Consider the following 25,084-nt stretch of genomic DNA (forward strand, 5'->3'; position numbering starts at 1 on the left):
CTGCCGTCATCGTTACGGGGTCGTGCTGATGCGGCTTGCAGCCAGAACGGTTGGGCGCAACCGCACCGCGGCGATGCCAGCCACCGCAATCAAGCCCATGCCTAGCAGCGCCACGACTGTAACCGGGTCATCGAACAGCAGAACGCCATACAAGTAGGACCAGGCGATGCCCAGGTACTGCAGACTGCCATTGACAAGCATGCGGCCAGTAGCATAAGCACGAGTCATCAACAACTGCGCAAGTGTCGCCAGCAAACCTACAGCCAGCAGCAATCCCAGACCCGACACGGTATGCGAATGCCATCCGCTGAAAAGTGACGCCCCCACCGCCCCTCCGGCGATGCCTCCCACAGAGAAATAAAATACTACGCGCTCTTCCGGTTCGCCGGCTCTTCCAAGCGCGGCCACCTGCATATAAGCCAGCGCGGTGAGCAGACCGGAAAGCAGGCCGGCCAGCGCCCCCCATAACTGATCACTTTGCAAAGTGGGCTGCAGGATACACATCACGCCCACGAAACCCACAAGCGCGGTCCAAATGAGACGAGTGCTCACCGTGGCGCCGCGTCGCAATGCAGAACCTCCGATAAGTAAAACCACCATCCAGATAGGCGCCATGTAATTCAGGGTGAAGGCAGTAGAAAGCGGCAACTCTCCAATTGCATAAAACCAGAGGCCCAACGCGCTTACTCCGGCCAGACTCCTCCAGAAGTGCATCGCTGGCATCGAGGTGCGAAACGAACCGCGGCGTGCCCGGGTAAGCATGATCATCATTGCTGCGCCAACCATACCCCGGTAAAACACGATCTCACCCGTACTGTACTCCGCCGCGGCGAATTTTACACACATGCCCATGGTTGCAAATAGCATTGTTGACGCGACCATCAGCAGTGGCGCCGACACCCCTTCTTTTCCCCTCCAGCGAATAAATACGTTAAGCGGCATCTGGAATATGTGTATTAGTGTTAACCCTATCCCCCGTGCCGTTGTAGCACATACACGCCGATAAGGTAAGCACATCAAGGTCTCAGCCGAACCATCAGCATGCGTCGATTGGCCAAGCGGACGTGGCTTGGTTTTTGCAAGTGCTCTGTATAATATTGCCGCCATGAGGACTGTGATGCCATTTATAGATTTTTCAGCGCCATCGGTCGAGGTGGCACGGCGTCTGATCGGCGCGACATTGCTCGTGGATGGGGTGGGAGGACGTATTGTCGAGACCGAAGCCTACGATCATGATGATCCGGCTTCGCACAGCTTCGCGGGGCCTACGAAACGAAACATGATAATGTTTGGGGCGCCCTGCCGCGCATATGTCTACCGCTCCTATGGAATCCATTGGTGCCTCAACTTCGTCTGCCGCGCGGAAGGGCATGGGGCTGGCGTTTTAATCCGCGCAATCGAACCGGTGTCAGGACTTGATACCATGCGGGCAAGGCGCGGACTTGATGATGTGCGTCTGCTATGTTCCGGACCCGGGCGTGTGTCTCAGGCACTCGGCATCACGCAGGCACACAGCGGTTTAGCAATCGACGTGCCACCATTTCAGCTTTTACCATTACCCGAGCCGGCAGTAGTCGTAACGGGACCCCGCATCGGCATTTCGAAAGCTGTCGATATGCCCTGGCGATTCGGACTCGCCGGCTCGCCCTTCGTCAGCCGGCCATTCCGTTGAGGTTTGTAAGCCACCACTCGCTACGAATAAGCTGAGCGGGGAAGGTCTGCAATAAAAGATAACCGCATCAATAGAAAACTTTGCGTTAGGAGAAAAAATGAGCAGTCTGATCGCCAAACTCGGCTGGGCAGCGTTTGCGGCAACTGGCGCCTTCGCGTTCGCTGTCATTGCCTTGCAGCAGGGCGAATCCGTTGGCGCCATCTGGATCGTGGTCGCGACCGTCTGCGTCTACACAATTGCCTACCGCTTCTACAGTCAGTTCATCGCCCGGCGGGTATTGAGGCTGGATCCCACTCGGATGACCCCGGCTTACAAGTTCAACGATGGCCTGGATTATGTACCGACCAACAAATATGTATTGTTCGGCCATCATTTCGCTGCAATTGCCGGAGCCGGTCCGCTTGTGGGTCCAATACTCGCCGCCCAGATGGGTTACATGCCCGGCATGTTATGGCTTCTAGTGGGCGTGGTGTTTGCGGGCGCGGTGCAGGATTTCACTGTTCTATTTATTTCCACCCGTCGCAACGGGCGTTCCCTTGGCGATCTGATCAAATCCGAACTGGGGCAGATTCCGGGCATGATCGCCTTGTTCGGCACCTTCTTTATCATGTTGATCCTTCTGGCGGTATTGGCTCTGATCGTGGTCAAGGCATTGGCCGAGTCGCCCTGGGGAACATTCACCGTTGCCGCAACCATCCCCACGGCGCTCTTCATGGGCGTGTATGCACGTTACTTTCGTCCCGGAGCCATCGGCGAGGTTTCACTGATCGGCTTCGTGCTGTTGATGCTGTCCATCGTGGGTGGCCAATACGTGCAGGAAATCCCCGAACTGGCCGCGCTTTTCACCCTCACCGGCGAGCAGCTCACCTGGCTTCTGATTGCGTACGGTTTCATTGCCTCCGTGCTGCCTGTGTGGTTGTTGCTCGCCCCGCGCGATTATTTGTCCACGTTCCTTAAGATCGGTACCATTGTGGGCTTGGCGATTGGTGTCATATTCATTTCTCCGGAATTGAAAATGCCTGCCTTCACGCAGTTTGTGGACGGTTCGGGACCGGTCTGGTCGGGAAGCCTGTTTCCCTTCCTGTTTATTACCATTGCCTGCGGTGCGATATCCGGATTCCACTCCCTCATATCCTCGGGCACCACTCCAAAGATGATCAGAAACGAGGGCGATGCCCGCTTCATCGGCTACGGAGCGATGTTGATGGAATCGTTCGTGGCCATCATGGCGCTTATTGCCGCCTCCACGCTTGAACCCGGGGTGTACTTCGCGATGAACAGTCCGGCCGCGATCATCGGCACCACTCCGGAATCGGCTGCCCAAACCATCTCGCAATGGGGCTTTTATCTTACGCCCGAGATGGTCACCCAGACGGCGAAGGATGTGGGGGAACATACGATCATCTCCCGTACCGGGGGCGCGCCGACGCTGGCCGTGGGCATGGCACACATACTGTCGGAATTTGCCGGGGGCAGAACGATGATGGCCTTCTGGTATCACTTCGCCATTTTGTTCGAGGCGCTTTTCATCCTCACCGCCGTGGATGCGGGGACGCGCGCCGGGCGCTTCATGTTGCAGGATTTGCTGGGCAGCTTCATACCCTCCATGAAGCGTACCGACTCGCTGGGCGCGAGCCTGATCGCAACCGGACTTTGCGTAGCGGGCTGGGGCTATTTTCTCTATCAGGGGGTCGTCGATCCCCTGGGGGGGATCAATACGCTTTGGCCCTTGTTCGGCATTTCCAACCAGATGCTGGCCGGAGTAGCCCTGATTCTTTGCACGGCCGTGCTGTTCAAGATGAAGCGCGACCGTTTTGCCTGGATCACCATCGTTCCAGCCTCATGGGTCATTGTCTGCACCCTCACGGCTGCCTGGCAGAAGATTTTCGATGCCAATCCGCGTATCGGCTTTCTGGCCCATGCCGACAAATACAAGGGGGCAATCGCAGAGGGCCAGGTCCTGGCGCCCGCCAAGTCGATCGAGCAGATGCAGCAGGTCATTTTTAACGATTACGTGAATGCGTCGCTGGCGGGCCTGTTCATGCTGGTGCTGATCAGCATATTGGTGTTCGGGATCACCGCAGTGCTACAGGCACGCGCCTTGCGCAACCCTAGCGTGAAGGAAGCGCCATTCGAGTTACTGCCAGTTGAGGGGGGGTCAAGGACATGATGGATGAGAGCAGGAACATTTTGAGGAAGATTAGGCAAGGGGTGCGTTACGTCGGTCAGAGCGTCCGCCTGATGGTCGGCATGCCGGAATACAGCACTTATCTTGAGCATATGAAAAAGGCGCATCCCGACCGTCCGGCCATGTCTTATCCGGAGTTTTTCCGGGAGCGGCAGGAGGCGCGGTATGGCGGCAAAATCAGCAGGTGTTGCTAGGCATGACTTTTAGCACCGGGGAGCGGCGCTCTCTGTGTGCATTGGGAGATGCAGATAAGAGAAAGCCTCGGGTAAAACGGAGGCTTTCTAATCGGCTCCTATTGCAATTTTTTCGAGGCTAGAAGTTTGCTATTACTGTCAGGCGATAGATGCGAGGGGCGCCTGGCGTAATATTGTTGTTGTTGTTAGCGGAGGCAATATAGTCGACATTCGCGATATTTTCGATGTTGGCCTGCACCCGCAATACCTTGCTCACCCTCAAGAACATCGCCGCATCCATTCGCGTGAAGCCCGGGAGTAGTACCGTGTTGTCGAGTGCGGCGTACATGTTGCTGCGATGAACGACCCCCAGCCCTAGTCCCAGAAACGGCGTGAAATCGTAGCGGTTCCACATCGAGACGGTATGCTTGGGAACCTGCGCAACCACGGATCCGGCTTGCGCGCCCGTAATCGCGCGGGTGATCTCGGCGTCCGTGTAGGCGTACCCGCCCATCACGCTCCACTGTGGAGTGATGCGACCCATCAAGCCCACTTCGGCGCCTCTTGAGCGCTGGCCATCGACTAGCATTGTTCGGGTAATATCATTAGGAACCGGCGCGATTACGTTGCTGCGATCCAGTTGGTACAGCGCTGCAGTCAGGGCCAGATCAGGGCGTATATCCCACTTCGCGCCCAGCTCCAGGTTCGTGAATTGCTCCGGTTTGAGGGTTGCGTTGCTCAAGTTTAGCGAAGCAAGCTGGTCGCCAGCGCGGGGGACGTAAGCCAGGCTGTAGTTGCCGTATATCGACACCTCTTCTATCGGCTTGTAAATCAAGCCAACCCTGGGAGAAACCAGACTATCGTTGGTGTGGAACACGTCGCCGGTACGGTTGTTACGGAATTTCAAGTCGAAATTATCGTACCGTATACCGAGGACGGCTTTAACTTGCGGAAGAATGGTGATCTGATCCTGCAAATATACGGCTGCGACTTCCACCACCCCGTGGTTATTGGCATCGGTCGCGTTTTGCCTGAAGGTAACGGGAACCTGCGTAATCGGATTTAAAAAAGTAACCGGCGTACTTGTGGACGTGTTGTTAAAAAAACCGGTATTCCGAAAATTATCCGTGACCTGCCGTCCGTATTCCACGCCCGCCATAAGCTCGTGCTTCAAGGGTCCTGTATTCAGCGTGTACAGAAAATCGGTCTGGTTGAAGATATTGTCGCGCTGGGTTGCGTTGTTATAAGCCGAGATCGGTACTTCTAGCGTAGGACCTTGAACAACCGCTTGCCCTCCAGCATATATGTTCTGGTAGAACTTATCGTAGTTGGCATAGCGCGTGCGGTTGCGGACGGTAAGACCGTTATCGAACGCGTGCTCGATCAGCGAGTTCAACGCCCATACGTCAACGCGGGCAGGGCTATTAGCCGGATTGCCGAAAAATGTAGACCAATGGGTATTAACGGGACGACCTGAATCGACAACCCCGGGTGAGGTACCGAAAGAGGGTATGCCTCGATCGGCTGTGCGGTTGTCCATAAAGTATTCCCCGCTCAACACGATCTTGGTTTGAGCAGTGGGCTTGATCGTCAGCGTTGGATTGACGCCCCCGCGTTCAATCTCTACCCCATTACGGTAGCTGTGGGAATGCTCGTACATGGCATTGAGGCGAAACGCGGCGATATCATTGATTGGCCGCCCTACGTCGATGGCGATCCGCTTTTGGCTGAACGACCCGTACTGGGCTACGATTTCGTTGATCGGCGTCCAGCCAGCCTCTTTGGTTACCCGATTGATGACGCCGCCGCCACCACCACGCCCGAAAATCATTCCGTTGGCACCCTTCAATACGTCCACTCGTTCAATATTGTAAAGATCGCGGAAGTACTGAACGTCGTCACGCAACCCATCGACGTAAAAATCGCCGGTGGAATTGTTGCCGCGGAAGATCACTGCGTCCCGGTTGCCTTCTCCCTGCGAAATGCCGACACCAGGCACGTAGCGCACCACGTCCCCCATGCTCAACATGTTTTGATCCCGGATCAAATCCTTGGTTACCACAGTGATCGATTGCGGCACATCACGTAACGGCGTATCGGTTCGGGTTGCACTGAAGCTTTTCGTGGCCATATAGCCATCCGTGGGCCCGGTGATGGGGGTGGCGGCAACTTGTACCGCCGGCAACACCGCTGGTTGGGTGCCAGCCACGGTGGGCTTTCTGATAACGTAACCGCCAGGTTCAGTAACCGCTTCCAAGCCACTGCCGGACAATAAACGGCTGAGCCCGTCCTGGGCCGTAAAATTGCCTGTCACCCCTTGCGTGGCAATGCCTTTCATCTCGGCAGCGTCAAAGGACAACTTCAACCCCGTTTGTCTGGCAAAATCATTAAGAGCGCTTTCCATCGGTCCTGCTGGAATGCTGTACGCCTGCACCGTCGCGCTGGTCGCACTGCCCGACTGGGCCAGGACGGCATGGGGCAGGCTCATCGCGGCTAATCCAAGGGAAAAAAGCGCGCCGCGCACGGCCATTGCGAGATAGGAATGCCGAAAGCCATCGCGTGTCTGCGGGGAGCAGCCCTCTTCGCCTCGAAATCCGTCTCGACGGTTCGCCTCTGGAATCAGGGCTACGCTTGACGTACTATTTTTTATAATTGTATTTTTCACAGCCAATGCTCTCCCGTTAGGTCGGACATGAATTGGCTGGCTTGCCTGGAACAGGCTGGCTGGCTGGCTAAATAGGGGTGTTGCCGTTTGTTAAAGCTGAGCGGCAACTCAAAAATAACTGTTTCTGTCTGTGCAGCTACTTGGCTAGCCACACCTGAATGATAATCGTTCGTATTTTAATTAAACCAGGATCAAAAAGCAATAATAGCGGCAGGGGTTTTGTGTGAAACCCCATAGATGTGCGGCTGCAAACTGCCCGCACGTGACTCATGCACGATACCGTAACCCTTTCATCTGTTACTCTCGGCCAGGCATCCCTTTACTGGCTCAAGCTGGGCTTTATCAGTTTCGGCGGGCCCGCCGGGCAGATTGCCATCATGCATCGCGACCTGGTCGAGCAAAAAGGCTGGATTTCTGAAGGGCGCTTCCTGCATGCGCTGAATTTTTGCATGGTTTTGCCAGGCCCTGAAGCGTAGCAACTTGCTACTTATATCGGCTGGCTCATGCACCGCAACTGGGGAGGAATCATCGTGGGCGCGCTTTTTGTGCTCCCGTCATTTTTTCTTCTGGTGGCGCTAACGTGGATTTATTTGAAATACGGACATGTCCCGGCGGTTGCTGGCGTGCTTTATGGCATCAAGCCAGCCATTGTCGCCATCGTCTCCTCGCTGCCTACCGCATAGGCTTCAGAACGCTGAACAATTACCTGCTCTGGTCAATTTCGGCATTCGCTTTTGTCGCCCTCACGATCCTCAAAATACCCTTCCCCTTAATTATCCTGACAGCCGGGCTCATCGGATATGGCGGCGGGCGTGTCCTGCCTCATCATTTCGAAACAGGAACGTCGCACGAGGGATCGAGGGAACACTCTCGGCCTGCACTTATTGACGACACAAGTCCGATTCCCTCTCATGCACTGTTCAGCTGGTCAGCATTGCGGCGAACCGTCGCCGCCGGCCTCGTGATATGGCTGGTCGCGATAGGAATATTGTGGGTCTTGTATGGATGGAATGGTGCCTTCACTCAGATGGGCTGGTTTTTCACTAAAGCCGCCTTGCTGACTTTCGGCGGCGCTTATGCGGCCCTGCCCTACGTTTATCAGGGAGCGGTAGGGCATTACCTATGGCTCACCCCGGAGCAGATGATTGACGGCCTCGCGTTGGGCGAAACGACCCCTGGTCCGCTCATCATGGTCGTCACGTTTGTAGGGTTTGTCGGGGGATGGGTAACGCAGGTGTTGGGGCCGGAGGCCCGCTTTGTTTCAGCTTTCACAGGGACGACCGTGGTCACTTTCTTTATCTTTTTGCCCAGTTTTATCTTTATTTTTATGGGCGCGCCCTTTATTGAAACGACGCACGGCAAACTGTCATTTACCGCCCCGTTAAAAGCAATAACGGCGGCTGTGGTAGGCGTCATCTTTAACCTGGCCGTATTTTTTGCCTATCACGTGGTCTGGCCGCAGGGCTGGGCCGGCGCTGCCGATTGGCTCTCGATCGGGCTAATCATCGGAGCGGTAGTGGTGATGTTTCGCTTCAATGTCGGGGTCATTCCGGTACTGCTGTCATGCGGAATGTTGGGTATGGTCTGGCGCTTGGCCAGTTAACGAAAGACGAAGAAAATACTAAAATCCTTCATACGAACTGGTTCTGCTGGCAGGACCCCCGTCCTCGATCGTACATAGATGCTCTACGTGTCTTGGTTCTATCTGATTCGCTGAACGGTATTATTTCCGGGAAAAGCTCACTCGTGCTAATCCCGTTCGAGCTCGATGAGCTTGCCGTCTTCCCCCACTTTGATTTCAACCTTCTTGCCGTCGGGTTTTTTCACCTCGGCTTCATAAACGGTGATCGCTTTACCGTCTTTCGATTTCGTTTCCTTCTCAATCTCCTCTACTTTCCCCCCTTCGGCATTGTCCGTTATTGTTTTCTGTACCGCGGCAGGCAGTTCCGACCATTGCACTTTTTCTTCTTTGCCGGCGAGTGCTGAGGTCGCAAACACCATTGCACCTACTGATAAAAGTATGCTCCTTTTCATTCGCGATCCTTGTCGGGTTGGTTTGCTTTTTTTCCTTGCCGCTCCGGGAAGCGGCCCCGCAAGATTACATCAAACTTGAACACTGATCTGTGCGGTAGCGCACATTTCCAGGTTAAGGAATCGGCTGACATATTCCTGCGCTTTTCTCCATATACTACTTCTAATACTGTTCCAGAGAACCGGCGTCGGCCGTTTACAACGTGACGAACGGATATGAGCTCGCGTGAGCCCCCGATGATCCGCCCCGCATTTCCAGAAAAGCCCCAGCCGGTTCAGCTGTTGCCGGTGTGCATAAAAATCACCCGCCTTTGGTACATCCAGGGCAAGCTTTAAGCTGCCTTGCGAAAGGTCAAGTTAATCCGGCGGCCGCCAGTCGCATGATGGCAGCCGTCCGCAAGCGGTAGAACGCCGTGAAAACATAACCTTGCCGGCCCGCCCCATACCATGACATCACCATGAGCCAATTGCACCCGCGCCGGCCTTTCCTGCCGTCGTAAACCGCCCCACATGAAGACTGCCGGGAGGCCTAGCGAAACAGAGACGATCGGCGCGTTAAAGTCGCGCTCGTTCTTGTCCTGATGCAATGAGAGCCTCGCCCCCGGCTCATAAAGATTGACGAGGCACGCATCGGGCTCGAAGTTTTCAAAACCGGCGGTAGCGGCAGCGTCCCGCGCAAGCTTGCGGAACACGTCCGGCATGCGAGGCCACGGCTTGCCACTATCCGGATCGGTCGGCTGGTAACGATAGCCGGTGTGATCGGTCACCCAGCCATAGGAACCGCAATTTGTCAGCGCGACTGACATACGGAAACCGCCGGGGGTGACCATGTGACGCAGCGGCGCCTCCGCGACGACTTCGCCCAGCGCTGTTAAAATCTCTGCCTCATCCGGCAGCGCAAAAGCGCGCAAGACAACTGCACCCCGGGACAGTTCTTCCCGGCGGGCCTGACACTGCGACAGATCTTCAAACAGGTTCAGCGTCATCATCTTGCCCACCGCTTCTCATGTGGCATCGTGAAAAATTATCCCTACAGTATGACGTCGCCCGGAGCGGAGGCGACTGACGCCATGGCGCAGATTGACCTTGTACACCCCTCGCGCACCTTGCACCGGCCGCTGGTTTACCGCAAATACAACAGCATCCCCTTTCCTTAGCGGCACAACTTCCGGACGCGACTGCATGCGCGGGCGCTGCTCGGTCAACACAAACTCGCCACCTGCGAAATCACGACCCGGTTCTGCTAGCAGTATAGTCAGTTGAATCGGGAATACGTGCACCCCGTACAAATCCTGGTGCAAACAATTGTAATCGCCGGGCTCATATTGCAACATCAGCGGAGTAGGACGTAGCTGGCCCGCCTCATGGCAGCGCTTGATGAAATCGCGGTGCTCCGGCGGGTAACGCACATCATTGCCCATTGCCTCATTCCAGCGATTGGCTAGTGGCACCAACCGGGGGTATATCAAGGTCCGCAGTTCCGCGATGATGCTGGGCAACGGGTACTTGAAATACTTGTATTCACCTCGGCCAAACCCATGACGAGCCATCACGACCCGGCTGCGAAAAACGTCCTCCTCCGGATAAAGCCCGGCCAGTGCGTCGCATTCCTCAGGAGCAAGCAGCTTTTCGATCACCGCGCATCCCTGCGTATCCAGTTCGTTCGTGACTGCGCGCCAATCCAGTGCACCTACGCGGAGGGCACTGCCCATATGAGGGTTATTTTTTCCTGCCTTGCTCTTTGTCAAGGCAGTCATTCCCGAGACCTCACCTCGCCCTCCGGCCGTGAGCCCGACTCCTTCTCGAGCAGAACCCGCTTGCGCTCGACACCCCAGCGATAGCCCGCCAGTGCGCCGTCGATACGCACGACTCGATGACACGGAATCGCGACGGCCAGCTTATTAGCCGCACATGCCTGCCCTACTGCCCGTACCGAGCCGGGAGCGCCAATGCGCTTGGCAACATCAGCGTAGCTTTCGGTCTGGCCGGGGGGAATTTCGCGCAGGGCGTGCCATACCCGCTGCTGGAAAGCGGTGCCACGCACATCCAGCGGTAGATTCAGACCAATACCCGGCGCTTCAATAAAGCCGATGACCGTGGCGACAAGCTCTTCGAAGTCTGCATCTCCTCCGATCAGGGTGGCGCGGGGAAAGCTATCCTGCAGATCGCGCGCCAGTTTGCCGGGATCGCTGCCAAGCAGAAGGGCACAAATGCCGCGATCACTTTGAGCAACCAGGATCGACCCCAAAGAACATTCGCCAATGGCAAACCCGATTTCGGTATTGACGCCGCCCGCCCGATAATGGCTTGGGACCATGCCCAGAACTTTATCCGACTGTTCGTAAAAACGGCTGCTGGAGCTATAGCCGGCATCAAAAATAGCACCTGTCACCGAGCCGCCCCGGCGAAGTTGGTTGCGCATTCTTTTCTCGCGCTGCGCGGCAGCGTACTGCCTCGGCGTTAACCCCGTGAGGTGCTTGAATACACGGTGAAAATGATAGGCGCTCATGCCAACCTTCTTTGCGAGTTCTTCCAAGGATGGGATGGCTTCACATTCTTCGATGACGCGGCAAGCGTGAGTGACCTTGTCCGCGTATTGCTCGACAAGCGGAGCCCGGTCCGGCTGGCAACGCTTGCAAGGTCTGAAACCGGCCCTTTCGGCTTCCTCCGGGGTAACATAAAAAATGACGTTTTCGGGTTGCGCCGAACGTGCAGCACAAGCGGGACGGCAGTAGACCCCTGTGGTCTTGACTCCGAAATAAAACTTGCCGTCAGCTTCAGCGTTACGCGCGACAACGTCGGCCCAGCGAGGATCACTTACCGTCGCAGCACGCAGCTGTGCTTTTTTCGCTAGCATATTCATGATGTGCTCCTTTTAAAAAGTCGCAGCAATCGCGGCCAATACCAATATATCAATATGCACGAATTGTCGCACCCCGGGTCTTGCTTTCAAATTCAATTCCGCTGACGGAGCAGATTCGATCCCGCTGATCAGACTACTAGTGCGCACACTCAGCGGATTTCCATATCGGGGCAGATGCTGTTCAAGCTCCTGTTAGGTACGGTGCCGAACGGACGATACGGGCGGGCAACTTCTATAACAACTCCAACCATACACCGAGCCGCACTTCTGAAGCATCGGCTCCAAACATGCCACGCAGATTTGGAGCCGGAAAGAAATAAGATTAGCGGCAGAAACGTGAGAATCGTCTGGATGGGGCCAATGTATTTTCTACTGAATAGCAATTTTCGACGAGGAGGAAACATGTCCGAATTAATCGTGTTAGGCTTTAACGATCCTGAAGAAGCCGACCGGGTCCTGCTGAGGCTGAGCAAGTTAAAGAAGGAATATCTGATAGATATTGAAGATGCCGTGGTTGTCGTACGCGACGAGGCAGGCAAGGTTCATCTCAAGCAAAGCATTAATACTGTCGCAGCCGGCGCAACGACTGGTTTCCTTTCCGGCGGTCTATGGGGTACCTTTGTCGGCCTACTATTCATGAACCCGTTGGCCGGATTTGTTCTGGGTGGTGCGATCGGAGCAGGAGCAGGCGCTTTATCCGGTTCTCTGGTCGACTACGGGATCAATGATGATTTCATCAAATCACTGGGCGAGACCATTCCGCCCAGCTCGTCCGCGCTTTTCATTCTCGTACGAAAGGTGCAACCGGAAAAGGTTCTCGCGGAACTCTCGGGCGTTAAAGGGAAGGTCCTGCGGACCTCCCTCTCGCCCGAGCAGGAGAAAAAGCTTCAGGAAGCTCTTGAAGGGGCAACCGCACCCGCCGCAGGTTGACAACCTTTAGGTGAAATCAGCATCCAGGACGACGCGGTAACGCGCCTTGCCCGCTGCAAGATGGGCTATCGCATCGTTCACTTTGCTCAGCGGGAAGTGCTCCACCTGCGGGGCGATATGGTGACGGGAGGCGAAATCCAGCATGGAGGACATGGCGGCTGGACTTCCGGTGGGCGACCCTGAAATACTTTTCTGTCCGGAGATCAGATCGAAAGCCCCGACCGGAATCGGCTCAAGCACCGCGCCGACGAGGTGCATGCGGCCATTCGGCTTCAGCGTCTGCAAAAACGCGCTCCAGTCCAACGGAACATTCGCGGTGACAAGCAGGACATCAAGCGAATTTGCTGCTTTCAGGATGCCCGCACGGTCGCGGCTCGACACCACCCGATGCGCCCCGAATTTTCTTACTTCCTCCATCTTCGATGGGTTCGAGGAAAAAGCAGTCACCTCGCAACCCCAGGCATTTGCAAATTGCAGGGCCAGGTGGCCAAGGCCGCCAATACCAACGACGCCTACCCGGTCCGTTGGCTTTACTCCGTAGGTAGCGAAGGGCGCAAACACTGTAACGCCGCCACACAGCAACGGACCGGCAGATGAAATATCGAGCGCGTCAGGCAGAGGAACCGCCCAGGCCCAATGCGAACGGACCTTTTCCGCAAAGGCGCCGGGATGCCCGACGATTGTGGCGACTGATTGACCGCAGAGATGGTGATTGCCGGTCATGCATTGATGGCAATACATGCAACTCGCGCTGGTCCAGCCCAAGCCGGCACGCTGGCCGATCCGCAAACCCTTGACCTGATCGCCGACGGCACTGATCCGGCCTACCGCCTCATGCCCAGGTATGACGGGATACTGAGACATCCCCCAATCATTGTTAAGGATGGAAAGATCGGAATGGCAGAGGCCGCAGAATTCGACCCGGAGCTCCACCTCCTCCGGGCCTAGCGGACCTGCTTCGTAGTCAATGGGTTCGAGTTTCTGCTTTGCCCCATGCGAGGCCCATGCCCTGACACGCGTCATTGTCATTGTCATTCTCCTTGTCCAGATATAAGGCGCAGAAGGTCCGACTTTTTCGCTGCCTCGATCAGTCGCACACGAGTTTTTCAAACGATGCTTGGCACACCGTAAGTTGATACCTTGCGGAAAGATTCAATCCGCGTCAACCCATGGAATCCATAGACCGGAATGCGATTGCCACTTTCGGCCCTTTGCGTCTTCAGCTTCTGCAAGCCAGCGAACTCGCCGTTCGGAAGAGCTTACTGCCGCTACGTAAAAATATCGGGTTCGTATTGATGTCGATCATCATTCCGTTCTCCCGACTCGGCCCCTCATCTTAGCACCCCGATTGCCGGTATTGAGAATCCAACTCCCGCGAAAATGCCGATTCCACGGCGGCTCCAAGCTGGAATCTGCCGCCGCGCAAGGATAAATATTCTCGCTTATAAGCCCTTTTCGCGCCCTTTTAAAAGCAGCGGATGTGTCGAGAATAATTACAGGCTGCCTGCCGCAGAGCCAAGTGAAAAAAAAACATGCAGCCATTCAGATTCTTATCCTTTGGCACAGAACATGCTTATATACCTTATATAGGTGAATTTCGCTTTGGGGAGAACAATAATATGAAAAACCTGAGTACCGTTTCACTGATCGCAATAATGATGGCGGGACCGTTGGCAGCGAATGGCGCGATGATAGGACCCACCCCCTATCTTTCCTCAGCCGATAGCCCTTTCGCCGGCACCCCGTTCAGCTATTTCCACGTCGAAGACTTCGAGGACAGTTTGCTTAACACTCCGGGCGTCATCGCTTCGGCTGGAATAGTTTTGTCGCCTGCTGCCTTGACCGACTCGGTGGATGCAGATGACGGCTCCGTAGATGGTTCGGGCACGGCTGGCCATACGTGGTACTCAAACGGCGGTTCAAGCTTGACCTTCACCTTCAGTGCCGTACTGCTGGGCGCCTTGCCCACTCATGCCGGGCTGGTGTGGACGGATGTCGGGTTTGCCAGCGTGCAAGACGGTTTTGATACTGTCACTTTCGAAGCCTTTGATGCCGCAAATAATTCTCTCGGATTTATAAGTCCATCCGCTGTCGGGGATGGACTATTTGGAGGACAAACGGCTGAAGACCGTTTCTTTGGCGTAACCAGCGCCAGCGGGATCGGTTCCATACGCATTACTTCACTCAGTAGCACTGACTGGGAAATTGATCATCTCCAATACGGTCTTGCGTCCGTCCCCTCTGGTGCTGTCCCTGAACCCGGGACGTTAGCGCTTCTTATTGCCGGAGTGGCAGGGATCAGATTCCTGCGGCGTCGTATGTAATTGGACTTTGGCATATGGCCTGGGGACCCGGTTGTGGTCGGGCCATTTGCCGGGATCGCCCGGTCGTCTCATAGCACTGGTAAAGCTTCAGCGAGCTCACACTAAGCCGTCCCCGTAGCGACCAACCACAAAGCAGGGCCTGCCCTGCTTACTCCGACTCCGCCCCCCCCAATGGTCAATTTGGCTGAAGCGCTCACCTGCCCGCTTCAACGTTGCCGTCTCAAACATCTGATGCAAAACCACTCCCTCCCTGCACCAGAGGCTTGGGGCTCGATGGTGATGCAGGGGGCGCCTGATGCCCGGCTGGGGTGACCAGGCTTCAGTTTTGGTAAAATCCGAACCAGCAGGACGTACCGCTGATGACTTCTCCTACCCTATCCACATCGGCTTGAGGAGTAAGCCGCTTCATTATGGGCGCAGAAAATCTGGCTGAGCTCTACCCGCACGCCGTGAGCCACCTCTCCTCAGTTGACGAGGATTGGTCGCGATTGATAAAACACGTTGACCCTTGCATGCATCGGTCCAAACCTGCACGTGAGCCGTATGAGGCTTTAATCCGCGCTGTCGCCTACCAGCAACTTCACGCACGAGCGGCGGACGCTATCATCGCCAGGTTCCTGGACTTGTATTCGGACAGTGAGTCCGAAATAGTCTTTCCGTCCCCGGACGAAATATTGGCGACGAGAACTGAAGATTTGCGCAGTTGCGGTTTCTCATCGCGAAAGATCGCCACTGTCCAGCACATCGCGGAAGGCGCCCTGAGCGGGCTGGTTCCCTCCCTTGAGGTCGCCAGCCAAATGCAGGACGATGAGCTGATTGCCCGGCTCATCGTCCTGCCCGGCGTCGGCCGATGGACAGTTGAAATGTTTCTTATGCATACATTGGGACGCATGGATATTCTGCCCGTAGACGATTTTGGGGTACGCGAGGGATACCGGTTTCTGAAATCCCTGAATACGCTTCCCAATCGCAAGGAGATGGAAAAAGCAGGCTTGCCGTGCAGCCCCTATCGAACGATAGCGTCGTGGTATTTGTGGCGAGTCGCATCCCTGCCCGAGTACGCAAGGATGTCGAAGAAAAAGTAGCCAAACCAAATCGATACGCCCGTCTATAAAACGACGACAGCCCCGCCATTCTGAGCCGTTGGCGCCCTGTTTAGGCCATTTTTTGCGCACCCGATGGTAAAGCATTTTATCGCCGTGGTTTCCTCTGGTTTAGAATACCGTCCTTGTGAGACAGCAGTCGCGCTTGACTAAAAAAACAAAAGGCGAGTCGTACGCCTCGATAACTGGAGAAAACATGCTGTTTGAGCGCGTCAAATCCCTCGACCATATACTTGAATTAGCGCAGAGAAAGGGGCTTAAGCGACAACTGGGCGCATTTGACCTCACCATGCTCGGGATCGGCGCGATCATCGGTACCGGTATTTTTGTATTGACTTCGGTCGCCGCAGAGAAGGCCGGCCCGGGAATGATGTACTCGTTTGTCATTTCTGGGTTCGTATGCGCGCTGACAGCCCTTGTATACTCCGAGATTGCGGCAATGGTGCCAGTCGCGGGATCGGCCTACACCTACTCCTATGCGGTATTTGGCGAACTGATCGCTTGGATGGTAGGCTGGGCGCTCATTCTGGAGTATGCGATCGCGGCCGCCGCGGTCGCCGTTGGATGGTCCGGCTACATCAACGGGTTTTTGCACGAAATAGGCTATGGACTGCCTTTGTTCCTGACCGCAGGGCCTTTCGACACGGTTCTTTTGGCGGGGGATACTACCCCGGGCGCGACCACGGCCACAACCTCCGCAGGCGGCTTTAATATACTGGCATTTCTGGTCTCGCTTTTGGTCACATTGCTGCTAATCACGGGTACCGGGAAAAGCGCCAAATTCACTGCACTTCTGGTTATAGTGAAAATTGTCGCGCTCGCGGCATTTATCGTCCTCGCCCTACCGGCGGTAAATTCCGTCAACTTCGAACCTATGCTTCCCAATGGCTGGGGGACGCCGTTTTCCGGCGTCGGGGTGCTCGGTGCAGCCGCTTCCATTTTTTTTGCTTACGTAGGTTTTGACGCCGTCTCGACCGCAGCGGAAGAAACGAAAAATCCTAACCGCAATGTACCGATCGGTCTCATCGGCTCATTGACGGTTTGCACACTGATTTATCTGGTAGTCGCCTATGCCGCTGTGGGGGCGGTCGGTTCTCAGCCCGGGGGCGAACTATCCCTGTCCAAGGAACCCCTGGCGTTCGTGCTGCGCGAAGTGGGATACCCCACGGTAGGGAACTGGGTAGCCTCCGCGGCAATTATTGCCCTCCCTTCGGTAGTGCTCATGATGATTTACGGTCAAACCCGGGTCCTGTTCACCATGTCGCGGGATGGACTGATGCCTGCGGTTTTCTCTCACATACACCCGCGTTTCCACACGCCACATGTCGTCACGCTGGTAACCGGCGCCGCGGTAGCATTATTTGCGGCCTTATTCCCCGTCGGAACGCTGGCTGATATCTCGAACTCCGGCACCCTGTTCGCGTTCTTCATGGTCGCGCTGGGGGTCATGGTATTGCGTCGGCGTGAGCCTGGGCGGCATCGGCCGTTTAGAACACCAATGATCTGGCTTGTCGGCCCCACGGCAATGGCGGGGTGCGCCCTGCTCTTTGTCAGCCTGGGCTGGGGCACCATCCGTCTATTTCTCGCTTGGGCCACGATCGGACTGATTCTCTATTTCGGCTATGCGCGGCGACGCAGTCACTTGGCCAACCCCCAGGCGATCAATTGAGTTAACAGAAGCGGCTATCTTGCTTCCACCTGGGTATCGGCTGCATACCAAAAGACGCAAAAGACGCAATTGCCGAGATCTCAACAAACGTTAGCCAGTTTCCTGCGGGAAATAAACAGCACGAATTGAACTCACGCACACGATTCGCGGTCTTCTGTTGATGAAACCGGCAGCCTTATTTCGCAAGAAAGCATCCAGCTCCACAATCCACCACTGCAATAGGACCTGCGCCTTTCTCGACGTTGCCAGGATGAGTTGCATTAAATCCTAGCCATCCTTTCTCAACCTGAGCTCAGGGGGAATTCCTTCAGGGAAATATGTCACCCAACTCCGCTTCCGCTTCCGAGGACGCCGAATGGTGGAAAAAAACCACCGTTTATCACATCTATCCGCGCTCCTTTTTCGATAGCAACGGTGACGGTATTGGAGATATACCCGGCATTATTGAAAAACTCGACTATATCCATTACCTCGGATATGAAACTATCTGGATTTCACCGTTCACGGAAAGTCCGCAAAAAGACTTTGGATATGATGTCAGCGATTATTGCTCGGTCTCTTCGCATTATGGCGACATGGCGCTTTTCGAAAAACTGTTGCAGGAGGTGCACGCCAGAGGTATGAAGCTCGTCTTCGACCTGGTATTGAATCACACTTCAAACGAACATGCGTGGTTCAAGGAATCCGCCAGTTCGCGCGATAATCCCAAGGCAGATTGGTATATCTGGAGAAATGGAAAAGGCAGGAAGGGCACGACGCCACCTAACAATTGGCGCGCAATGGCCGGAAACAAGGCGTGGACCTATTATCCCGAAAGAAAACAGTTCAACTACACGGCGTTCTTACCTTTTCAACCGGACTTGAACTACGATAATCCTGAAGTGAAGGACGCCATGTTCGATATTGCCCGGTTCTGGCTAAACAAAGGCGTGGATGGCTTCCGGCTGGATATTATTAGCGCGATCTATGAAGATCCTGAACTCCGCGACAATCCGCTTAGTTTTCGCCTTGCCCCCTCCGATAAATCCCTATCAATATTTTTTCAGCATCTTAAGCACAACTTCCTGCACGAAAAAAGCTTCGAATTTGCTGCTGAACTGAGAAATGTGGTGGATGAGTTCGATAGCCCCAGAAGGATTTTGATAGGCGAGTCGCATGGGGACGAGGGACTGATCAACCGCTTCTGTTACGACAAAGGCCGCAATGGCCTCAACGCTATCTTCCTTTTCAAAGCGGTCTCAACACCATTTAAAGCGCCAAATTACCGCGATATGCTGATGAGATTTGAGGAGCATTTCCCGGAGCCGTTGATGCCCACCCTCGTTTTCGCCAACCATGACCGTACCCGTGTGATCAGCCGCATGGGCGGAAGCGTGGAAAAAGCGAAATTGCTGGCCCTGTTTCAGTTTACCTGCAGAGGTATCCCGTTTACCTATTTTGGGGATGAGATTGGTATTCCCCGAGTACGCATTCCTCTCAGGCATGGAAAAGATGCAATCGCGATGCAACACAAGTGGGTTCCACAATTCCTCGTGGACAGAAGCGCCGAAATTCTCAACCGGGACGAGTGCCGCACCCCCATGTTATGGAACGAAGAGGCGAACGCTGGCTTCTGCCACGTTTCCTCGCAACCGTGGCTGCCCGTAGCGGAAAATTTCAGGGAAATAAATGTGGAGAGGCAAATGGCTGAACCTGATTCGCTTCTCAATTTTTACAGGAAGGTAATTCGTCTTCGAAATGAAACCCGGGCGTTAAACGCCGGAAGGCTCGAGATTGCGCACGAATTTTGCACCCGCAAGATGCTGGCCTATTACCGCATTGCGGGTGACGACAAATATCTGGTGCTGCTGAACATGTCGAAATATCGTCTGAAAGTCCCGCTTGACAATAACGTGCTGCTATCGACTCATACTCAGGGCGAGGCGGCTCAATTACAGCCATTTGAAGGACGGGTGATGGTGGCAGCGCATCACTAAGCACATCATCAACACTTCCCAACGCGGCCTCAGCTGATCCTGTCGGTACCTTCCCGAGAGATTGCGCCCTTATGTCTGGCCAGTGTGTTCGCCATAGGGCTTGATCGGATCCCCGCTTAAGCCTACCGGACGCAGGGAAGTCTGGTTCCCCGAGCCATTCCCCGCCTCGTTCCCTGAATCCAGAAATAGATTTGCGCCTCTTCCATTGGATGCCGGACGCGCGTCCCGTCCCATCATCAGGGTAATTATCCTTCCATGATAGGGTCCAAACGTCGCCCTTTTTTCGCGCGCTGCGCCCAGCCTCAATTGCTCGCCGCGCTCGCTATTTCCTGCGGAACGTTGTCCCCACGTTCGTGCCCGTTGAGAAGCATCGACTAATCTATAATACGCTCGATATGGTTGCCTCCACCCTCGACCCGTCAGTTTAATGACTGTACCCATCCGGTTGCTCAAATGGAATAGCATGGTTGACAATGCCAACCCTATGACCTCGCGCATACTCTCTCCCATTAATCAGGTTCTGGACGAGTCCGATACAGGCTCCATCTTACAAAGGCTCCGTAACTGCTGGACACGCTTATCCCTCCTGTTACTACATATTAGTAGTACTCAAGACGATTAACGGGCGGTTTCAGAAATTCTTGATCACTAACGGGACAGTTATCCAATGTTCAAACCGGTCTGCCCGGCTCTGAACATTGACCGGGCATGCAAAATGTAACGAGCGTCAATGTCGGGTTTCGGCGAAACTTACGTTTAAGGAAAGGAGTTTCCATGAGGAAAAAACCGATCGCTCTGGGGCAGTTGCGGTAATTCGGGAAACTGGGCGGGCTTGCCCGGACGGAGCCGATTCGCCGCCTCGGCATCACAGAGCAAATGTTTTATCATAGGAAGCAGTACGTTGCCTCGATAGCAACCAAGCAAGACAGCTTAGGCAATCCCGGGAGGAAAAACGAACGCCTGGACTGAACTTGGGAAGGCAATGCTTCCCGACGCCCCGCTATGCCACTTGATTCGGGCGTAGTCTTTAAACTAAGCCGGATCAGGGACGTGTTTGACAAACCTGAGGAAATCCCGTCACTATTCAGTTTATCGCAGAGTTACGCAGGGACTGCTTTCGTTTATTTGATATGTAGAACGGTGAGGAAGAGCGCTCGGCCCCATCTTTACATGGAATGTGCTCCTCCGATTCCAAGTGGAAGAGCAAGTTGGCGAGCTGATCGTTATTTCCCGGATTGTCGTTTAAACCGAACATATCTATTAATCTTGATTTTTTCATTATTAAGTTCCTCCTGGATTTCCAGATTCGTGAATGGTTGGCGTGGACCTTCCCTTTTCGCTTCTCTTTCGAAAATTCGTCTAACCACGCTATAAATCTGCGAGGAGCGGATCAACGATACGTAAACGAACCCAGAAAGTCGTAAAGAAACGGTTAAATTTCGGTTAAATTTTCATGATTTCCGTTCTTGGGGAGGGAAGATGGAATGGATAGATACTAAAACGCCGACCCGTTGCTGGGAGTTCTCTCCCTTCACGTTGGATATAGCCAATGCCACCCTTTGGCGCAATGATCAGGTGGTGCCGCTACGGCCCAAAAATTTTGCCGCGTTATGCTATCTGATTGAACGGCGTGGACAGCTCGTAACAAAGGATGAGTTGTTGAATGCCGTATGGCGGAATCGTTGCGTCGGCGAGGCGGTGTTGAAGGTGTGCATTAATGACCTGCGCCAGGCGCTTGGCGACGATGCCCAGGCTCCAGCCTATCTGATAACGATTGCTCGGCGCGGCTATCGCTTTGCCGCGCCGGTTACTGAAATTCACCCGGAAAACAAGAAGGAAACGTCTCCCGCCCGCTCTCCCCTTTCTCGGCACAAAATCCCATTAACGAACAGGTCAGGTTACTGGGTCGGCCGCGAGACGGCGCAAGCTACGTTACTAACGGTCTGGCGGCTCTCCCTGGAGAATGTCCGCCAGGTTGTCTTTGTGACAGGCGAGCCTGGAATCGGCAAAACCACCCTGATCGAAATGTTCATCGATCAGGTGAGTCAACCAGACCAGATAACCGGTTGCGCGCCAATGATCTTACGCATGCGTTGCGTGAAGCATTTCGGTGAAGGTGAGGCGCTCTTGCCTATGATCGAAGCGATGGAGAAGCGCTGCCGCGGCCCAGAAGGCGCGGAGATGATCGAATTACTGCACAAGCATGCACCTGTCTGGCTCGCACAACTTCCGTCAGTACTGAAACCTGAAGAACGAGAGGCGCTTCAACGTCAAATCTTTGGGGCAAGTCGCGAACGCATGGTCAGGGAAGGATGTGAGCTGCTGGAAGCTTTAAGCACGGGTAGACCTCTGATTCTGGTGCTGGAAGATCTACACTGGAGCGATGACGCTACCCTGGATTTTCTCAGCTTGCTGGCTCGCCGTAATGAGGCGGCGCCTCTAATGATTATGGCGAGCTACCGGCCAGCTGACGCCAGCCGGCGCGCCCATTCCGTCACCCTGATCCATCAGGAACTGCAGATGCGAGGCGTCAGCTCCGATATCGCGGTCACCCCGTTCTCCCAGGGTGAGGTCAAAGACTACATGGTCTGTCGTTTCCCGGATATGGAAATTCCGGATTCGGTGAGCCAGGCGCTCTTCACGAGGACGGGTGGGCTTCCCCTGTTTGTTTCCAATCTGATCGAATATCTGGTAAGCCAGCACCAGAAGCGGCCTCTTTCCATGGAAATGGTCGTGGACCAGGCGCTGCCGGAAAGTATCCGTCGCGTAATCGAATGCGAGATAGAACGGTTGAGCCTGGACGAACAGCGCCTGCTGGCGAGCGCCAGCGCGATAGGATCTCAGTTTTCCCCGATATTGCTCGGTGCGGTGCTCGATATGGACGTGGCCGAGGTAGACAGCGCTTGCGATGCGCTGGTCAGACGTGGCCAGATATTGCTTTTGGATGGCATGGAGCGGGGTCCCCAAGGCGAGGTCGTGTGTAATTATGCATTCCGCCACGCTTTATATGTGGAGGTGCTGTACCAGGGGCTTTCCGCCAGCCAGCTCATCAGATTACATTTGCGCATTGGCGAATGCCTTGAACGGCTTCAAGGCAAGCAGGAACTGAAGAATATCGCTGAATTGGCCCTGCACTTCGAAAAGGGATGGGACTGGAGTCGAGCAGTCCTTTATCTGCCAAAAGCGGCAGCCAACGCGGCGCAGCGGTTTGCGAACCGTCAGGCGTGCGACTATCTCGTGCGAGCATTGAACATGGTTGAGCGACTGCCGCACGAAAAGCAGGCGGAAACACGCATCGAACTCTTGAAACAGTCGTCAGCCATACGCCGCTCGATGGGCGAAATCGGCAGCGCCAAAGCCGACCTGGAGAATATGCTCGCCACGGCGAAGGCCTCGCATAACGGCCGAGCAGAGGTTTTAGCGCTTCTCGAATTGAGCCGTATCTCGGTATGGCTGGATCGCCAGCAATGCCTGGGTCTGGCGGAACAAGCGATGGAACGCAGCAAAGACCTCGAAGACAAAATTCTTCAGACAATGGTTAAAGGGATGTGGGGCGGAATGAATCTTGCCTTTGGTCCATGGCGCGCAGATTTCGCCAGTGCCTGCCATGAAGCAATGGATGTGGCCCGGGCCAGCAAGAGTCCGCTTGTAATGCACTCGCGGCTGACACAGCATATTTATGTCGAACTATTGGTCTCACGCTATAAAAATGCCTGGGCATTATCGGAAGAGGCTTTGGCTTTATCACGTACGCTCGGCGATGGCTACATGTTTATAGTGGGCCACTACTATGCGGGATTAGCTTTGCTGCACCTGGGCGAGTGGGGAAAGTTGCGACAGATCGCGGAAGAGAGCAGGCGAGCGTTCGAATCCAACGAGGCAAGTTTGCCCCTTCGTTTGCATCACGAAATCCTAATGGGTTGGCTACATGTTGAAGCCGGCGATCATGCAGGCGCCAAAACGTATTGTGAGGAAGCGCTATCCGCGAGTTCGGGCGAATGGTTCACGTTCATCTCCGTTCACTGCTCGGCTATCCTTGGACGAGCGCTACTGGGATTAAAAGATTACGCAGGTGCTGTCCGATGTTTTGAAACTTTCTTTCATGCCAAAAAAGATGAAACGCTGCCGGTATTCAGCAACTATTTCTTCCCGGCTTGTTTCGGAGCTTGCGAAGCTTGGCTGGCATTAGGAGAATTTGAAAGGGCACGTCATTACGCTGAACAATTGCAAGATTACTCGGCTCGAGCGCCCGAGCGCACCTATCTTGCGCTCAGTTATCATATGTACGCAGAGATTGCTTTAAAAGAAAAGCGACTTGATGAAGCCGAGTCTCAGATTTCAGTGGCACTAAGTATAATAGAGCAAGCTGAACTCCCTCTTGCCGCCTGGCGCGTATATGCCACTGCCGAGAAATACTATTATCTGCGAGGTGAAACACGTAGAGCTCATCTATGCCAATTCAAAAAGCAGAGTGTGATTCGGCAATTACTTCAATCGTTACCAAGCTCTGATCCTTTGAGTGAAGGTTTGGCGGCCTTGATGGGAAATAATCCGGTTCCTTGTATGCGCGACTAGCGATGCAGCTAATTCGACCCGATGATTCTCAACGCCGGTATATCCGATGGTGTGCCTGACCTATGAAATATCTCCCATGTCGCTGTATAAAAAGCGACCAGCCTAGTTTGAGGACTTGATGCAGTATGTGCGAAGACAATAACCATCAAAGGGTAGGACCACGGCCGGATGTGAACCGGCGCATATTGCTAAAACTGGGGACAGCATCAGCACTCGGTCTGGGACTGGCCGGCATAGGCGTCAAGGCGACGTTAGCATCAGATGGGAGAAGATCTCCGCCATTACCAGAAAATGTGCTGAGTGCTGATGCCGCCTTCGAGCGGTTAATGGAAGGTAACGCGCGCTACGTTGCGGGCCAGTCCACCCCTCTCAATTTCTCAGCCGACCGTGCGGCCCTGGTGACCGGACAAAATCCATATGCCACCATCCTGAGTTGTTCCGATTCGAGAGTAAGCCCCGAGTTCTGCTTTGACGAGCAACGTGGAGATTTGTTTGTCGCTCGCGTGGCCGGCAATTATCTCACCACCGACTTTGTTGCCACCCTTGAGTATGCCTCAGTCGTACTGCATACACCCCTGATCATGGTTCTTGGCCATCAAGCATGTGGCGCGGTCCGCGCAGCGATAAACGCAGTTGATAATCACGAACAATTCCCGGGGCATATACAATCGATTGCAAGCGCACTGGCGCCTGCGGTCAGGGCGGCAAAGAACATGCCGGGGGACCGTTTTGACAATGTGGTCAGAATGAATGTGATTCGTACCGTGGAAAAGTTGCGAAAACAACCTCCGGTGTTGAGTAAATTGGTCGCTGACCGCAAGCTTATGGTGGCGGGAGGAGTCTACAACCTGACAACCGGCAAGGTTGACCAGGTTGCCTGAACGGGGCTTACGCTCCGCTCAAGGCGCAGTGAAA

At 54.7% G+C, this 25,084-nt stretch carries 19 protein-coding genes and 1 pseudogene; 12 read left to right on the forward strand and 8 right to left on the reverse strand.

Going from position 1 to position 25,084, the window contains the following annotated elements:
* Positions 1 to 12 precede the first annotated feature (12 nt).
* A complete protein-coding gene (locus C8R31_RS06780) occupies positions 13 to 900 on the reverse strand; it encodes a DMT family transporter (RefSeq protein WP_258192599.1) in 888 nt (295 codons plus the stop codon).
* A 217-nt stretch (positions 901 to 1,117) separates the two neighbouring features.
* On the opposite strand from C8R31_RS06780, the gene C8R31_RS06785 reads away from it, so the two are divergent.
* From C8R31_RS06785 to C8R31_RS06795, 3 genes are all read left to right on the forward strand, one after another.
* A complete protein-coding gene (locus tag C8R31_RS06785; protein ID WP_258192600.1) occupies positions 1,118 to 1,672 on the forward strand; it encodes a DNA-3-methyladenine glycosylase in 555 nt (184 codons plus the stop codon).
* 97 nt (positions 1,673 to 1,769) lie between these two features.
* On the forward strand, positions 1,770 to 3,842 hold the full coding sequence (locus tag C8R31_RS06790; RefSeq protein WP_107693270.1) for a carbon starvation CstA family protein: 2,073 nt from the start codon (positions 1,770 to 1,772) through the stop codon (positions 3,840 to 3,842).
* The gene (locus C8R31_RS06795; RefSeq protein ID WP_258192617.1) at positions 3,842 to 4,054 is read left to right on the forward strand and encodes a YbdD/YjiX family protein; all 213 of its coding nucleotides are present in this window, start codon (positions 3,842 to 3,844) and stop codon (positions 4,052 to 4,054) included. Before C8R31_RS06790 ends, C8R31_RS06795 begins: the two co-directional genes overlap by 1 nt.
* 118 nt (positions 4,055 to 4,172) lie before the next feature.
* Here C8R31_RS06795 and C8R31_RS06800 read toward each other — a convergent pair whose 3' ends face one another.
* Positions 4,173 to 6,698, reverse strand: coding sequence for a TonB-dependent siderophore receptor (locus C8R31_RS06800; protein WP_258192601.1), 2,526 nt, complete (start codon positions 6,696 to 6,698; stop codon positions 4,173 to 4,175).
* Positions 6,699 to 6,967: 269 nt separating this feature from the next.
* On the opposite strand from C8R31_RS06800, the pseudogene chrA reads away from it, so the two are divergent.
* Positions 6,968 to 8,301, forward strand: a pseudogene (gene chrA, locus C8R31_RS06805) (chromate efflux transporter).
* 146 nt (positions 8,302 to 8,447) lie between these two features.
* Here the strand turns inward: chrA and C8R31_RS06810 are convergent.
* The 4 genes from C8R31_RS06810 to ada all read right to left on the reverse strand — a co-directional run bounded on the left by C8R31_RS06810 (position 8,448) and on the right by ada (position 11,592).
* Positions 8,448 to 8,732, reverse strand: a complete 285-nt coding sequence (locus C8R31_RS06810; protein ID WP_107693272.1) for a PepSY domain-containing protein — start codon at positions 8,730 to 8,732, stop codon at positions 8,448 to 8,450.
* Between the two features lie 329 nt (positions 8,733 to 9,061).
* Positions 9,062 to 9,709 carry a DNA oxidative demethylase AlkB gene (alkB, locus tag C8R31_RS06815; protein ID WP_258192618.1) on the reverse strand — a complete coding sequence of 216 codons (648 nt, stop codon included), beginning with the start codon at positions 9,707 to 9,709 and terminating at the stop codon, positions 9,062 to 9,064.
* Positions 9,710 to 9,733: 24 nt separating this feature from the next.
* The gene (locus C8R31_RS06820) at positions 9,734 to 10,486 is read right to left on the reverse strand and encodes a 2OG-Fe(II) oxygenase (RefSeq protein WP_107693273.1); all 753 of its coding nucleotides are present in this window, start codon (positions 10,484 to 10,486) and stop codon (positions 9,734 to 9,736) included.
* Positions 10,483 to 11,592 (reverse strand): bifunctional DNA-binding transcriptional regulator/O6-methylguanine-DNA methyltransferase Ada, encoded by a 1,110-nt coding sequence (ada, locus tag C8R31_RS06825; protein WP_107693274.1) that lies wholly within the window; start codon positions 11,590 to 11,592, stop codon positions 10,483 to 10,485. Before ada ends, C8R31_RS06820 begins: the two co-directional genes overlap by 4 nt.
* Before the next feature lie 402 nt (positions 11,593 to 11,994).
* Between ada and C8R31_RS06830 the strand changes: the two genes are divergently transcribed.
* Positions 11,995 to 12,522, forward strand: coding sequence for a DUF1269 domain-containing protein (locus tag C8R31_RS06830; RefSeq protein ID WP_107693275.1), 528 nt, complete (start codon positions 11,995 to 11,997; stop codon positions 12,520 to 12,522).
* Positions 12,523 to 12,528: 6 nt separating this feature from the next.
* Here the strand turns inward: C8R31_RS06830 and C8R31_RS06835 are convergent, their stop codons facing one another.
* Positions 12,529 to 13,551 (reverse strand): NAD(P)-dependent alcohol dehydrogenase, encoded by a 1,023-nt coding sequence (locus C8R31_RS06835; protein ID WP_258192602.1) that lies wholly within the window; start codon positions 13,549 to 13,551, stop codon positions 12,529 to 12,531.
* A gap of 140 nt (positions 13,552 to 13,691) precedes the next feature.
* Between C8R31_RS06835 and C8R31_RS16035 the strand changes: the two genes are divergently transcribed.
* The 5 genes from C8R31_RS16035 (at position 13,692) to C8R31_RS06855 (ending at position 19,594) form a co-directional block, all read left to right on the forward strand.
* The gene (locus C8R31_RS16035) at positions 13,692 to 13,862 is read left to right on the forward strand and encodes a hypothetical protein (protein ID WP_181320481.1); all 171 of its coding nucleotides are present in this window, start codon (positions 13,692 to 13,694) and stop codon (positions 13,860 to 13,862) included.
* 279 nt (positions 13,863 to 14,141) lie between these two features.
* Complete coding sequence (locus C8R31_RS06840; RefSeq protein WP_219907465.1) at positions 14,142 to 14,846, forward strand: PEP-CTERM sorting domain-containing protein; 705 nt, start codon at positions 14,142 to 14,144, stop codon at positions 14,844 to 14,846.
* Between the two features lie 410 nt (positions 14,847 to 15,256).
* Complete coding sequence (locus C8R31_RS06845) at positions 15,257 to 15,931, forward strand: DNA-3-methyladenine glycosylase (protein ID WP_107693276.1); 675 nt, start codon at positions 15,257 to 15,259, stop codon at positions 15,929 to 15,931.
* Positions 15,932 to 16,094: 163 nt separating this feature from the next.
* Positions 16,095 to 17,618: an amino acid permease gene (locus C8R31_RS06850; protein WP_258192603.1), complete on the forward strand. Its 1,524-nt coding sequence runs from the start codon at positions 16,095 to 16,097 to the stop codon at positions 17,616 to 17,618.
* Between the two features lie 317 nt (positions 17,619 to 17,935).
* The gene (locus tag C8R31_RS06855; protein ID WP_107693278.1) at positions 17,936 to 19,594 is read left to right on the forward strand and encodes an alpha-glucosidase; all 1,659 of its coding nucleotides are present in this window, start codon (positions 17,936 to 17,938) and stop codon (positions 19,592 to 19,594) included.
* A 69-nt stretch (positions 19,595 to 19,663) separates the two neighbouring features.
* Here C8R31_RS06855 and C8R31_RS06860 read toward each other — a convergent pair whose 3' ends face one another.
* Positions 19,664 to 20,092: a hypothetical protein gene (locus C8R31_RS06860; RefSeq protein ID WP_107693279.1), complete on the reverse strand. Its 429-nt coding sequence runs from the start codon at positions 20,090 to 20,092 to the stop codon at positions 19,664 to 19,666.
* 981 nt (positions 20,093 to 21,073) lie between these two features.
* On the opposite strand from C8R31_RS06860, the gene C8R31_RS06870 reads away from it, so the two are divergent.
* Positions 21,074 to 24,169, forward strand: a complete 3,096-nt coding sequence (locus tag C8R31_RS06870) for an AAA family ATPase (protein WP_107693281.1) — start codon at positions 21,074 to 21,076, stop codon at positions 24,167 to 24,169.
* Positions 24,170 to 24,294: 125 nt separating this feature from the next.
* Entirely contained in the window at positions 24,295 to 25,050 is a 756-nt protein-coding gene (locus C8R31_RS06875) for a carbonic anhydrase (RefSeq protein ID WP_107693282.1), read from the forward strand.
* Positions 25,051 to 25,084 lie beyond the last annotated feature (34 nt).

It is taken from the genome of Nitrosospira sp. Nsp2 (assembly GCF_003050965.1).
Taxonomy (GTDB): domain Bacteria; phylum Pseudomonadota; class Gammaproteobacteria; order Burkholderiales; family Nitrosomonadaceae; genus Nitrosospira.